Genomic DNA, 14,403 nt, shown 5'->3' on the forward strand with positions numbered 1-14,403 from the left:
ATAGATTTAAAAATGAGAAGAGGCAGTAACATGAACGTCTTTGCAAATGGTCAATCAGTTGACCTGATGACTGTATTAAATAATAAGGAATGGCGCAGTCACTATCAAGAAAGCTTAAAAATACAGTATCCAACGGCAATCATTATCAGTATCAAATTAAATATACCCGGACCCATTAAAAGTAGTCCCCTACTCAAAGATAGTTATCATCGTGGTTTGCGTGATATTAAACATGATTTAAAGCAATTTGAAACCGTTCATGAACAACTATTTATTGAAAGGATAACTGGTCCTGAAGGATTTTTGGTGGTTTTAGGAGATTTGAAAGCGGTTAAATTAGCGACAATCTCATTTGAGGAAAAAAGTATTATTGGGCGCTTGTTTGATATAGACATTATGACTGAAAAAGATGATCAGCAATTGTCGCGACGTCGTTTAGGGTATCCTGCACGGACTTGCCTTATTTGCGATAAAGACGCAAAAATATGTATTAAACAAGGGGCGCATACACTTGAATCAGGTTATGACGCAATTAATAAAATTTGTACAATATATATGAAAAAACAAATAACGATTCCAAAACAGTCACAAAATCAGCTTGTGCAAGCTGCTATGACAGGATTACTGTATGAAGTATCATTGAATCCAAAACCGGGGTTAGTGGATCCTGTTAGTAACGGCGCACACAGTGATATGACGGTTTTCACATTTATAGATAGCAGTCTGGCGTTACAACAGTATTTTAATCAAGCTTACGCCCTAGCACATGATTTTTCAGGGGATGATTTAACAGTCATGTTTGAAACATTAAGGCAGTTGGGTGTACATGCTGAAGCCGAAATGTTTGAGGCAACACATGATGTTAATACACATAAAGGGGCAATATTTTCGTTGGGTATTTTAATTTCAGCGATTGCTTATGGTACGAGAGTTAGTGGTGTCACTGTAGATGATTTACAGAAAATTATCACAAAAATGACAGCTGGTTTAGTACAGCGTGATTTTAAAAAATTATATGAGAAAAAACAAAAATTAACTGCTGGTGAAAGACAATATCAACAATACCAGTTACCTGGTATTCGTGGCGAAGCTGCAGCTGGCTTTCCGATGGTGATGGATACGGCGTTGCCGTTTTTATTAAAATCAGTAGGGACAACGAGCCAACGTTTACTTGATACACTGATGAAAATTGCTGGATCTATTGTTGATACTAACTTAATTAAGCGCGCAGGCAGTCCTGATATCTTAAAAGAACTCAATCAATGGTCGACGATGTACTTTTCGTTGGGTGGTAGCCAAACTGCTGCTGGGATAACTTATTTAGAAAAATTAGATACTGAGTTTGTGCAACGGCATTTAAGCATAGGTGGCACAGCGGATAACTTGATTTCAACGATTTTCCTTGCAAGATTGGTTGGTGGCATATGACAAGTTTTGTAACAAGTGACAAAATCAAGCTATCTTATACAGATCAGGGCAAGGGTCAGGCGGTTATTTTGTTAAATGGCTACGCTGGCGTCAAAGAAGAATGGTATTACCAATCGATATATTTACTCAAATGTGGTTTTCGGGTAATTACCTTAGATTGGCGTAGCCATGGTGCCTCAACGCGTACCACAAAAAACTTAAAAATTATGCGATTAGCCGCAGACTTACATGAATTAATTGAAAATTTAAAGTTAACAAGTGTCGAATTAATAGGACACTCCATGGGCGCCAGTGTGATATGGGCGTATACAGTACTTTTTGGTGATCAAATCATTGATCGCATGGTAACAATAGACGAGTCGCCTAAATTGTTAAATGATGAGAGATGGTCAGGTGGTTTAGCTAACTTAAAATGGGACAACTTTTGGCTGATTTCTGAACAAATTCCCTTCTTAAAAATGAACAAACAGCCAATATCTGATGAGTTACGGGAAATATTGAATCGTGTTAAAAAAGAAACCCCTTTTGATGTTGATTTAGGTCATGAATTGCTGATTGACCATTTATTGCAAGATTGGCGTCAGGCAATTAGAGATATTAAAGTACCACAGTTATTTGTAAAAGGCGCCTGTACAAAAATATGGGGTGATGATTATTCTATTTATTGTGAAAAAATAAACAATAAATATTCGAAATTAATAACCATTGATAATGTTGGCCATATGCCGCAAGTAGAAGACTATAAGTCCTTTAATAAAGCCATTTTTAACTTTTTAAAAGCGTAAATAAATAAAAATATAACTAAGAAGGTGATTGCTATAAAGCGATGAGTCTGGCGATTTTTTCAACCTTTTGTGAATTTTATAACTAATGAATAATGGAGAATTTAAACGATGTTAGACAATAATGACAGCAAAATTACGAGGCATAACTGGCGCAGCCGACTTGCCCAATTAGATGCAATTCAAATCAGTGGTATTGGTATGGTTGCTTATATTTTAATGGCTATTTTGCTAATCGTAGCGATAGAGACACATACTTTACCGAATACAATGATTGGTGCTATTCTAGCTTTAGTTTTGATGGGGCATATTTTTTATTACTTAGGCGCACATCTACCTATCTTTAAGTCTTACTTGGGTGGCGGATCAGTATTTACTATTTTTGCAACAGCTATTTTAGCCACGACAGGTATTATTCCTCAATCAGTTGTTCATACTGCTTCAGGTTTTATTAACGGTATGGATTTTCTAGGATTGTATATTGTATCACTGATTGGTTCATCAATTTTTAAAATGAATCGTAAAATTTTGTTAGGTGCTGCCATTAGATTCTTACCCGTTGCGTTTATTTCAATGGCAATCACATTCTTTGGTGTTGGCTTAATGGGCATGTTGATTGGTGAAGGATTTGATCATTCGGTGTTGTACGTCAGTTTGCCAATTATGGCAGGTGGCGTCGGCGCAGGTATTGTTCCTTTATCAGGTATCTATGCGCATGCATTTGGACATCCAGCTGCAGCTATATTATCCCAATTATTTCCAGCAGTTATTTTTGGTAACTTATTAGCTATTATTAGTGCAGGTTTAGTTTCTAAACTATTTATGACGAGTAAGTACAATGGGCACGGCGAGTTGTTACATAGTAAAAATAGCAGTGAAAAAGCCGCAAAAGAGTTGAAGCCGGACTATATTCAAATGGGTGTTGGCCTTGTGATTTCAGTGTCATTCTTTGTATTTGGTACAATGTTGAGTGCCATTTTCCCAAGTATTAATGCCTATGCCTTTATTATTTTAACAATCGTATTGATTAAGGCACTCGGCTTGTTACCCACTTATTATGAAGAATCAGTGATTATGTTTGGGCAATTGGTCGTAAAAAATATGACACATGCTTTACTGGCTGGTGTCGGATTATCATTGTTGAATATTAAATTACTATTGAGTGCATTGTCATGGCAGTTTGTTGTTTTATGTGTCACCAGTATTATTATCATATCATTAGCAAGTGCTTTCTTAGGTAAAATTTTCGGACTTTATCCAGTCGAATCAGTTATTACAGCTGGATTGGCTAACAATAGCATGGGGGGCACTGGAAACGTTGCAGTTTTAGCTGCATCAAATCGTATGCATTTGATCGCTTTTGCACAGATGGGCAATCGAATTGGTGGTGCACTCGTTTTGGTTATTGCAGGCATTTTAGTATCATTTATGAAATAAGCTATAAATATATCAGACAGAGAAGCTATTTATAGCTTCTTTTTTTGTAAAGGTGTACTATGAGTTTAACGAATAATAGCTATTTTATAGGTTTATTGTAAAATAATACACAATCAATAATTTTTATAGAAAACGCTTACAAAACCTTTTAAAATAGCGTTTAAAAAACTTTTATAAAAATACTTGCTTTTTATAAAAAGGTGTTATATACTTATATTGTTAATAAATGAGCAAACAAAAAAGGAGCACATTGATTATGGTAGAAACAATTACAAAGAAGCCTGCAAAGAAGGTTTTAACACCTGAAGAAAAAGCAGAGCTACAAACACAAGCAGAAAATATGGTAGCAAAATTAGTTGAAAAATCAGAAAAAGCTTTAGTAGAATTTTCAACATTTACACAAGCACAAGTTGATAAAATTGTAGCAGCAATGGCGTTAGCTGGTTCAGAAAATTCACTTATACTTGCCCATGCCGCTCATGACGAAACTGGTCGTGGTGTGGTTGAAGATAAAGACACAAAGAACCGTTTTGCTTCTGAATCTGTATACAACGCTATTAAATTTGATAAAACAGTTGGCGTAATTAGTGAAGATAAAATTCAGGGTAAGGTTGAATTAGCTGCACCACTTGGTGTGCTTGCTGGTATTGTACCAACAACCAACCCAACATCAACAACACTTTTCAAGGCCATGTTGACGGCTAAAACACGTAATACAATTATCTTTGCATTCCACCCACAGGCACAAAAATCATCAGCGCTTGCCGCAAAAATAGTTTATGATGCCGCTGTTAAGGCTGGTGCACCTGAAAACTTTGTCCAATGGATTGAAAAGCCATCACTTTATGGCACAAGTGCACTTATTCAAAACAAAGGTATTGCCTCAATCTTGGCAACTGGTGGACCAGCAATGGTTAACGCAGCCTTGAAGTCAGGAAACCCTTCAATGGGTGTTGGTGCTGGAAACGGTGCGATTTATCTTGATGCAACTGTTGATACTGATCGTGCTGTATCTGACTTACTTTTGTCAAAACGCTTTGATAACGGTATGATTTGCGCAACTGAAAACTCAGCAGTCATCCAAGCACCGATTTATGATGAAGTGCTACAAAAGATGCAAGAACAAGGGGCATATTTAGTTCCTAAAAAAGATTACAAGAAAATTGCTGATTACGTGTTCAAGCCAAATGCTGAAGGATTTGGGGTAGCTGGACCAGTAGCAGGTATGTCAGGTCGTTGGATTGCTGAACAAGCGGGCGTTAATATTCCTGAAGGCAAAGATGTTTTGTTGTTCGAGCTGGATCAAAAAAACATTGGTGAAGCCTTATCATCAGAAAAGTTATCACCTTTGCTATCAATTTACAAAGTTGAAAAACGTGAAGAAGCTATCAAAACAGTACAATCATTGTTAAATTATCAAGGTGCAGGTCATAACGCCGCTATTCAAATTGGCTCACAAGATGACCCATTTATTAAAGAATATGCGGATGCCATTGGTGCCTCACGTATTTTAGTTAATCAACCCGACTCTATGGGTGGCCTTGGAGATTTGTATTCAGATGCTATGCGTCCTTCTTTGACGCTTGGTACCGGATCATGGGGGAAAAATTCATTGTCTCACAACTTATCAACATACGACTTACTCAATATTAAGACAGTTGCCCGTCGTCGTAATCGCCCACAATGGGTTCGTTTACCTAAGGAAGTTTATTACGAAGCCAATGCAATTACTTACCTACAAGATTTGCCATCAGTTAAGCGTGCCTTTATTGTTGCTGATCCTGGTATGGTGCAGTTTGGATTTGTTGGCAAAGTATTGAGCCAACTTGAGTTACGTCAAGAACAAGTTGAAACAAATATCTATGGTTCAGTTAAGCCTGATCCAACTTTGTCACAAGCGGTTGATATTGCTCGTCAAATGGCTTCATTCAAACCAGATACTGTTATTTTGCTCGGTGGTGGTTCAGCACTTGATGCCGGAAAGATTGCGCGTTTCTTGTATGAATATTCAACACGTAACGAAGGTATTTTAGAAGATGAAGACGGTATCAAAGAGTTGTTCATGGAATTGCAACAAAAGTTCATGGATATTCGTAAGCGTATCGTGAAATTCTATCATGCCCGTTTGACACAAATGGTTGCCATTCCAACAACATCTGGTACTGGTTCAGAAGTAACCCCATTCGCGGTTATTACTGATGACCAAACGCATGTTAAGTACCCATTGGCTGATTATGAATTGACACCTGAAGTAGCGATTATTGATCCAGAGTTTGTCATGACTGTGCCAAAGCGCACAGTAGCATTCTCAGGATTGGATGCTTTGTCACATGCGTTTGAGTCGTATGTTTCAGTTATGGCGTCAGAATTTACACGTCCTTGGGCTTTGCAAGCGATCAAGTTGGTTTTTGAAAATTTGACAACGTCATACAAATATGACCCAAAGAATCCAACAAAAGAAGGTCAAAACGCCCGTTCAAAGATGCACTATGCTTCAACATTAGCTGGTATGTCATTTGCCAATGCATTCTTGGGAATTAACCATTCGCTAGCCCACAAAACTGGTGGTGAGTTCGGTTTGCCTCATGGCTTGGCTATTGCCATTGCGATGCCTCATGTCATTAAGTTTAATGCCGTGACAGGTAACGTTAAGCGTACGCCTTATCCACGTTATGAGACATACACAGCGCAAAAAGATTATGCTGATATCGCACGTTACCTTGGCTTAAAGGGTAACACAGATGCCGAATTGGTTGATGCTTTGATTGCAGCTGTAAAAACGCTAGCTAAGTCAGTTGAAGTTGACCAAACTTTGACAGGTAATGGTGTTAAAAAGGCAGATCTAGAAAATAACATTGATCAGTTGACAGACCTAGTCTACAACGATCAGTGCACACCTGGAAATCCTCGCCAACCTAGTCTAGAAGAAATCAAACAATTGTTGAGAGATCAACTTTAATAAACGATGAAAAACATCAAAATTTGATGTTTTTTTATTTGCAAAATTCTCTAACCGTGTATATAATATATCCATAGACATTTGAAGTACACGAAAAAGAAGGTTGAATACATGAAGTTTTGGAAAAGCGCAGAGTGGCAACGTATTGGTAAATTACGTGGTTTAAAATTACTATTAATTGGGATTACTTTTATTCCTAGTATCTATGCAGTCATTTTTTTGTCATCAATATGGGATGCTTATGGCAATGTAAATAATTTACCAGTAGCTGTGGTCAATCAAGATAAAGCAGCTAAAATTAATGGAAAAACCGAGCATCTAGGATCTGATTTATCAGATAAATTAGTGAAGGATCAACCTTTAAAAATAAGTGACGTATCATCTAAAAAAGCGCAAGCTGGTTTAAAGCAAGGTAAATATTACATGACAATCACTATTCCAAGTGATTTTACAAGTAATGCTGGTACACTGCTAAGTGGCAAACCAAATGCGTCTAAAATTGCCATTGCACATAATACAGGACAAGGTTTTATCGCTGAAAAAATGACGAGTTCAGCAGCCGATAAAATTCAAGCGAGTGTCACGAAATCCTTACAAACAGTTTATAATGAAACAATTTTATCAGCGACTAAATCATCACAAAAAGGCTTGCAAGCAGGTGCTGATGGTGCAGGTCAACTGAATAATGGTTTAGGGCAACTATCTGATGGCACTAAAAAACTTAATGATGGTGCGCAATCATTAACATCAGGCACATCTACTTTAGCCAGTGGTTTGAACCAGTACACGAATGGTGTGTCGCAAGTCAATAATGGCTCATCACAACTCACCACGGGTGCTAATTCTGCTGCCACCGGTGCAAACCAACTAGCTTCAGGGACATCACAATTAGCACAAAGCACACCACAATTAGAAGCCGGTAGCCAACAATTAGCTGCGGGGGCACAAGAACTAGCAAAAAAGTTGCAAGAAGTGAGTCAAGGAATCACAGATGGACAGAATAATAAAGAAACTGTCGCACAGCTGAAAGCATCAGAAACAGCATTGACAAACGATATGACTGAAATAGGAGAATTATTAAATAAAATACCAAATATTAACGTAGATGATTCAAATGCAGCAATGACCAGTACTGGTGAAAATTTGAAAAATGGCTTGGTTGGTGCTGGCGGTGATGTGGCAAAGATGGCTAATGACCCTGAATTTAAAACATTTTTGGCAGAGCCAGAACATAAGGATTTGAAAAATGAGTTCAACGATTTACAATCAAATTTGAGCAGCAGTTCGGATGCAGCAGGTACATTGGACACACAATTAAATCAAGTAAAAACGGAATTAAATAGTTTGAAAGATTTACAGAATGATTTGAAAACATATATGCAGAATTTAGAAAATGATAGTTCAACAGCAGCGACTAACAATGGTGTTGCGATGAATAAATTGAATGATAGTTTGACGAAGATTAGTCAGGTGCTATCACAACAATTTGTACCAGCTGCTAATCAGCTCGCCACTGGCGCAGCCACATTAAATGCAGGTCAAAAACAAGTCACTGCTGCCTCATCACAACTCAGCAGTGGTGCTAGTCAATTAGCCAACGGTAATTCACAACTGGCAACTGGTGCCAGTCAATTAAATAGTGGCTTGGGACAGCTAGCTAGTAAGGGTGGTGCTTTAAACAGTGGCGCCGGTCAATTAACTCAAGGGGCACAACAATTAACGGCAGGAACAGCACAAGCTGCATCTGCATTAGGTCAAGCACAAACTGGGACGAAAACGCTAGCAGCTAAATTAGCTGATGGCGCTGTGAAACTTGAAGCAGTACACGGTACTAAAAATAATGTTAATGCGTTAACAAGTCCTGTTAAAAGCGCACAAACGAATTTATCAACTGTACAAAATAACGGTACAGGAATGGCACCTTATATGATGTCAGTTGGTTTGTTTGTGGGAATGATTACATTAAGTACAATTTATGACTTTATGACTGTCGCTAAGAAGCCACGGAGCGGTTTTGCGTGGTGGGCAGATAAACAAACAGTTAACTTCCCTGTATGGATTGGTCAAGCGCTGGTGATGACGACGTTGTTAGTACTGATAGACGGACTTAATTCAGCACGACCTGTTATGGTGTTTGTTGTCGCTTTGGTAGCAGCGTTCTCATTTAACCAATTAGTTCTGTTTTTCAATGTCTTGTTTGGGAAACTGGGTTCAGGTATTATGTTAGTTCTGATGGTACTGCAATTGAGTGCTAGTGCAGGATCATATCCAATCGAATTATCAAATGAATTCTTTAGAGCAATCCATCCATGGATGCCGATGACCTATTCTGTACATGCGTTCCGTGAAGCGATTTCTATTGGTGGCAGTGTCGCTACGGATTTGACGGTACTATTATCAGTTGGAATTGTATCAATGGTCTTGACTTGGGGTGTTTATCATTGGAAGTTGCGACATAATCAAATGCTTTGGGCAGCCTAAAGCAACTAGATTGGCAACGTTTGGAGAAAATTATGAAAATGTCACATGCAGTAGAACAAAGTTTAGTCGTCCTCGTGATGCTGGCTTTGCAAAAAGATGACTTACCGGTTAAAAGTTATTTATTGAGTGATCGACTAGAAGTTTCTGAATCATATTTGAAAAAGACGATGCGAAAGCTAGTTGTGGCTGGTATTGTCGAGGCAATTGCTAGCAAAGAAGGTGGCTTCAAATTGGCACGTCCAATTTCTCAGATTACATTATTGGATGTTTATCAAGCGATTGAAGGCATGGGAAGCTTTATTCACTCAACACAACTCGCGGACCGAATTTTTTTAAACCAAAAATCTAACAAGCGTATAGAAGATGTCCAGCAAGCCTTAGAAGTTGCTACAAACGATGTATTGACGGTGTTCAATGAAGCGGAGCAGGATTTTAAAAATAGATTACAAAACTATACAATTGCTAAACTTTTAGGACATATTAATGTTGATGCGTTTGGAAAAATTGATTGGCGACAAGCTCATATTACTGCTGAATAAAAAAGCGACCATCAGGTCGCTTTTTTATTACGTTAAGATTGAACTGTTTACTGGAACTAGTAAGCTTTATTAAGACAATGACTGATTCTGTTTTTAATATAAATCAGCATATAAATAGATGTTTCATGGTAGACTTATGATATGTATTTTTAAGAAAAAGAGGATAGTTAAATGTTAGCATACTTTATTACTGGATTAGTGGCAGTAGAGGCCATTGGTATCATGTTTATTGAAATATTTGGTTCACCAAAACAACAAGCGAAAGCATTTGATTTAGATGAATCTTTTGTCAAAATACCGGCTACTAAATCATTACTCGGTAATCAAGGGATTTATAATGGCTTACTTGGCGTGTTGATATTTGGCACAATGTTCTTGCTAGACGGGCCACAACAGATTTTAATGCTAGAAATGGAGATGGCATTCATCATTATTGCTGCAATCTATGGCGGCTTAACGGCAACACGTAAAATCATTCTGATACAAGGGTTACCAGCAATGATTGCCTTAATTGCTCTGTACTTGAAATAAAGCATTGACTTTGTAAGAATTATATGTGAAAATAATAAAATAGTTTAATATTTCGATGAAAGAAAGAGTAGAATACACTAGCTAGCTTAGTGAATACCGTGTAGTGAAAAGGTATCTGGTGTGTATTTGAAAGTAGTTCTGGAGAATATTGGTACGATGTTTTATAAAAAAGACAAAGTGCTGATCGGTAACGACCGTTAGAGCGTATGGCTATCGAAACTAATGTGTTTTCACAAAAGTTTCCGTAGTTAAGAGACGATCAGCGTGCTATAGAACGCTGATTACTAAACGGTGGTACCGCGAGAATTCGCCCGTTATTTGTATTGATTTAATACAAATAACGGGCTTTTTTAATTGAATTAATATGGGCTAATTGATACGTTGTGAGAGAAGAGGGAATAAGAATGAAAAAACTAGATTTTAAACAAACGATGTTGTTGTCTTCCTTAATATTTGGTATGTTTTTTGGGGCAGGAAATTTAATTTTCCCAGTACACTTGGGACAATTAGCTGGAGGACATTGGCTAACTGCCACAATTGCCTTTTTGTTAAGTGCGACAGTTATCCCACTGTTAGCCTTAATTGCGTTATCACAAACGAGGTCGGCGGGCGTCTATGATTTAGCAAAACCATTAGGCAGCGGCTTTGCAATTTTTTTCTTGATAGCAGCACACGTGTCGCTTGGGCCAATGATTGCAACGCCACGTACTGCGACAGTAGCTTACTCGTTGAGTTTTGGTAATTGGTTACCTCAAGGTATGCAGCAAATAGGCTTGTTTATTTTTTCAGCCATATTTTTTATGACAGTATTTTGGTTGGGCTCTCGTGAAAAAAACGTGACCAAATATATTGGTAAGTATTTAAATCCGATTTTTGTCATTTTAATTGGCATCATATTTTTAATTGCGGTGATTCATCCTATGGGCGGATTAGCACATACACCAACATCAGCGTATCAAACCAGTGCCTTTTCATCCGCTTTTTTGGAAGGTTATAATACACTTGATGCGATAGCTGCTCTAACATTTGGCATCAGTATTGTTAGAGCAATTCAAGGACTTGGCTTTTTAGACAGCGGAACGATTGCTAAAATCACAGCCAAAACCGGTATTATTGCTATTGGTGGTATTGCAGTGATGTATATTGGTTTAATTTTACTTGGAGCAACATCATTATCACGTTTTAATTTATCTGAGAATGGCACGATAGCGCTTATGCAAATCACAACGTATTACTTAGGTGATTTAGGTGGTGCATTCTTAGCTGTTATGGGTATTCTGGCTGTTTTAACCACTGCTATTGGATTAACAGCATCGTTCGCACAGGATTTTCATCGTATTTTTCCAAAATTATCCTATAAAAAATGGTTATTTGTCACAATATTTTTGTCATTTATCGCGTCAAATTTTGGTTTGGATACAATTATTAGTTGGGCATTACCAGTGTTAATGTTTTTATATCCAATTGCAATTACCTTAATATTATTGGGCGTACTATCACCACTGTTTAATAATGCGCGTATTGTGTACTTACCCACAATGATATTAACATTTATTCCGGCTATTTTAGATGGTATAAAAAACTTGCCAGCTCATATTTCTGGGAGTGCGACTATCGAACCTTTAGTATCGTGGTATACAAATCATATACCATTAGCTGATGTTGGCCTAGAGTGGGTCATCACAACGATAGTTGGCTTTGTTATTGGCTTTGTTTTGTATAAAATTCAAAGCCAAAGGCTGCTTTAAAATGAGCGCAATATAGATGACGCAATAAAATTTAATTGATAGTGGATAACAATGCCTTTAGTTGCGTGTTATCCACTATTTTTATAGTCAACGGTAACAACTAAATTGTCATCTGCCTAAGTAAAAAAGATCGAATTAAAACCATCCTTGCGGTAGAATATAAGGGTTGGTAAATTTAAAAAAATAGGTGTTTAAATATGGTGTTTGATCGATATAAAAATAATATTATTTTAGCCATTTCAACTATCGTACTTGGCTTGATAGTTGGTTTGAGTTCTATGTTATTGGGGTTGTTTCTGGATTTAATAGAGCATTTATTCTTGCGTTATGAAGAAACTGCAAAAATACCAGCACCAGTGGGGACAATGCCTATTGATCGGTTATTTTCAGTAGTCATTGGTGCCGTCGTTGTTGCAGTGATTTGGTGGTTTTTACGAACTAAAACAAAAGCGCCAGTGAGTATAAAAAAAGCGCTCAATGGCGAACAAATGCCATTTTGGCAAACAGTCTTACATGTTACCACACAAATATTTTTTGTGGGTACGGGTGGTTCTGTTGGTCGAGAACTCGCACCTCGAGAAGCAGGCGCCTTATTGGCTCAAAAATGGGATAACTTATTGCAGAAGTTGCATGTACCAGCACTATCACAGTCAGATCGGCGATTATTAATGACGGCAGCGGCAGGTGCAGGATTTGCTGGTATATATATTGCGCCGTTTACTGGCATGCTCTTTTCTGTTGAAGTATTATTTAAAAAATTGACCTTACGTACAGTGGCTGTCAGTTTGACTATGTCAACGATTGCGATGTTTGTAGGGTCTTTAGTGAAAGGATTTCATCCTTACTATCTCGTAGGGGATGCCAAATTTTCGGTCATTAGTTTTGCGCTTATTTTTATTTTAGCGCCAATTGCCGGTGTAGCTGGTGCACTATTTAGAAAATTATGTCAGTGGGCTGAAGGAAATCAAACAAAAAATAAGCAAATATTGTGGCAGTTGCCGGCTATGGGGTTGATAACTGGTTTAATTGCTTTAATATTTCCTGAAATCATGGGAAATGGGCGGTCATTAGCACAATTAGCAATTAGTAGCAGCAGTCAAAAAATGATGATGATTTTATTAATTGGCAGTATGCTAAAGGTAATTGTCACGGTACTAACGATTCGTGCTGGCACTTCAGGTGGTACATTAACACCAGCAATAGCCATTGGTGCAGCTATTGGTGCAATTATAGGGTTAATGCTCATGCCGTGGCTACCGGCGGTGTCCATTTGGCAATGTGCGATAATAGGCGCTGGGACACTACTAGCTGCGTCCCAACAAGCACCGTTTATGGCTATGTTCATGCTAATTGAAATTTGTCATTTGGATTCGTCGGCCTTACTACCAATGGGAGTGGGTATTTTAATAGCAACTGCTGTATCGAAAAAAATATTGGCTAAGTAGATTACGTATCGTATCAACTTTAATCAGGTTACCTCATAGTGCAATCCGATTAAAGTTGATGTATCAGCCTTTTAGTAGATGATAATCAGCTATTAGCAATCTATCCGTGCGCAATTAAAGGTTGCTAATTGCGGTTTTTAGTGGCTTAATTGCTATACTTTTCTTGCCTAATACAGCATAATTAGGTTGAGTTAAATAACTAGAAATGAGGATTGATGTGATGGCTAATTTATTACCGCAGCAGCTCAAAAAGTATCGCTCTGATTTAAACATGTCACAAGAGGATGTCGCCGATAAGTTATTTGTTTCGCGACAAGCTGTATCACGCTGGGAATCTGGAGATGCAACACCAGACTTAACGAACCTGATTAAATTAACTGAGATATTTAAGTGTTCCCTTGACAGTTTGGTGCTAGGAATCGAAGAAAATAAGGCCAATTCTAGTGAGCCTGAAATCGACAGTAATGAATTTACTTTTGACCCACGTCACGGGGAATATGTGCGCCGCCATAAGAATATGAACTTTTGGGAATTTTTAGCCGGTTATTGGTGGCTGATTTTTCCTGTTGGGGCATTCTTGAGTTGGTTTGTACCGGCGATCGTTGAAGCTTTTAGATAGTTTAAACACCAAAAAGGATCAAACATTTTTTGTTTGATCCTTTTTAAACTTATTTATTTGCTTCTAAAGTAATCACATTGCCCTCGGAATCTTTGATTTTAAAAGCAATTTTATTACCAAAGCGTTCCTCAGGGTTGCCGATAATAGGGATGAAGTTATTACGTAGATGCTTAAGTAGATCTTCTTGACGATCTCTAACTAATAGTTCAAGTGTATCAGTCGGTTTGCCAGTAACAAAAGTAATGTCGTTACCGTCTAGCATCAAATGTCTACCACTTTCATGACCTGATTGAGGTAAATCGAAAACATCACGCCAAAAACGATAGGCGCGATTGATATCAGTTGCTGGAATTGTTTTAATGTTAAGTTTACGTGGTTTCATAATATCTATAAGTATAGCTGAATTGAATTAGTTTTCAAGATATTTATTGATA

11 protein-coding genes are annotated in these 14,403 nt (G+C 37.7%); 10 read left to right on the forward strand and 1 reads right to left on the reverse strand.

Going from position 1 to position 14,403, the window contains the following annotated elements; all coding sequences use genetic code 11:
- Positions 1-30: 30 nt before the first annotated feature.
- The 10 genes from citG (at position 31) to K5Q14_RS03880 (ending at position 13,969) form a co-directional block, all read left to right on the forward strand.
- A complete protein-coding gene (gene citG, locus K5Q14_RS03835) occupies positions 31-1,428 on the forward strand; it encodes a triphosphoribosyl-dephospho-CoA synthase CitG (RefSeq protein WP_220734519.1) in 1,398 nt (465 codons plus the stop codon).
- The gene (locus K5Q14_RS03840) at positions 1,425-2,213 is read left to right on the forward strand and encodes an alpha/beta fold hydrolase (protein WP_220734520.1); all 789 of its coding nucleotides are present in this window, start codon (positions 1,425-1,427) and stop codon (positions 2,211-2,213) included. Before citG ends, K5Q14_RS03840 begins: the two co-directional genes overlap by 4 nt.
- A 108-nt stretch (positions 2,214-2,321) precedes the next feature.
- Positions 2,322-3,647: a 2-hydroxycarboxylate transporter family protein gene (locus K5Q14_RS03845; protein WP_220734521.1), complete on the forward strand. Its 1,326-nt coding sequence runs from the start codon at positions 2,322-2,324 to the stop codon at positions 3,645-3,647.
- Positions 3,648-3,903: 256 nt separating this feature from the next.
- Complete coding sequence (gene adhE, locus K5Q14_RS03850; protein ID WP_220734522.1) at positions 3,904-6,606, forward strand: bifunctional acetaldehyde-CoA/alcohol dehydrogenase; 2,703 nt, start codon at positions 3,904-3,906, stop codon at positions 6,604-6,606.
- A gap of 111 nt (positions 6,607-6,717) precedes the next feature.
- Entirely contained in the window at positions 6,718-9,087 is a 2,370-nt protein-coding gene (locus K5Q14_RS03855; RefSeq protein WP_220734523.1) for a YhgE/Pip domain-containing protein, read from the forward strand.
- A gap of 32 nt (positions 9,088-9,119) precedes the next feature.
- A complete protein-coding gene (locus K5Q14_RS03860) occupies positions 9,120-9,626 on the forward strand; it encodes an RrF2 family transcriptional regulator (protein ID WP_220734524.1) in 507 nt (168 codons plus the stop codon).
- Between the two features lie 171 nt (positions 9,627-9,797).
- Positions 9,798-10,157, forward strand: coding sequence for a DUF1304 domain-containing protein (locus K5Q14_RS03865; RefSeq protein ID WP_220734525.1), 360 nt, complete (start codon positions 9,798-9,800; stop codon positions 10,155-10,157).
- Between the two features lie 404 nt (positions 10,158-10,561).
- Positions 10,562-11,905, forward strand: coding sequence for a branched-chain amino acid transport system II carrier protein (gene brnQ, locus K5Q14_RS03870; RefSeq protein ID WP_220734526.1), 1,344 nt, complete (start codon positions 10,562-10,564; stop codon positions 11,903-11,905).
- Between the two features lie 197 nt (positions 11,906-12,102).
- Positions 12,103-13,350, forward strand: a complete 1,248-nt coding sequence (locus K5Q14_RS03875; protein ID WP_220734527.1) for a chloride channel protein — start codon at positions 12,103-12,105, stop codon at positions 13,348-13,350.
- A 220-nt stretch (positions 13,351-13,570) separates the two neighbouring features.
- Positions 13,571-13,969 carry a helix-turn-helix transcriptional regulator gene (locus tag K5Q14_RS03880; RefSeq protein WP_246587549.1) on the forward strand — a complete coding sequence of 133 codons (399 nt, stop codon included), beginning with the start codon at positions 13,571-13,573 and terminating at the stop codon, positions 13,967-13,969.
- A gap of 49 nt (positions 13,970-14,018) precedes the next feature.
- On the opposite strand, the gene K5Q14_RS03885 is transcribed toward K5Q14_RS03880, so the two are convergent.
- A complete protein-coding gene (locus K5Q14_RS03885; protein ID WP_220734529.1) occupies positions 14,019-14,351 on the reverse strand; it encodes a VOC family protein in 333 nt (110 codons plus the stop codon).
- Positions 14,352-14,403: the final 52 nt, after the last annotated feature.

It is taken from the genome of Leuconostoc inhae, from assembly GCF_019656015.1.
Classification (GTDB): domain Bacteria; phylum Bacillota; class Bacilli; order Lactobacillales; family Lactobacillaceae; genus Leuconostoc; species Leuconostoc inhae_A.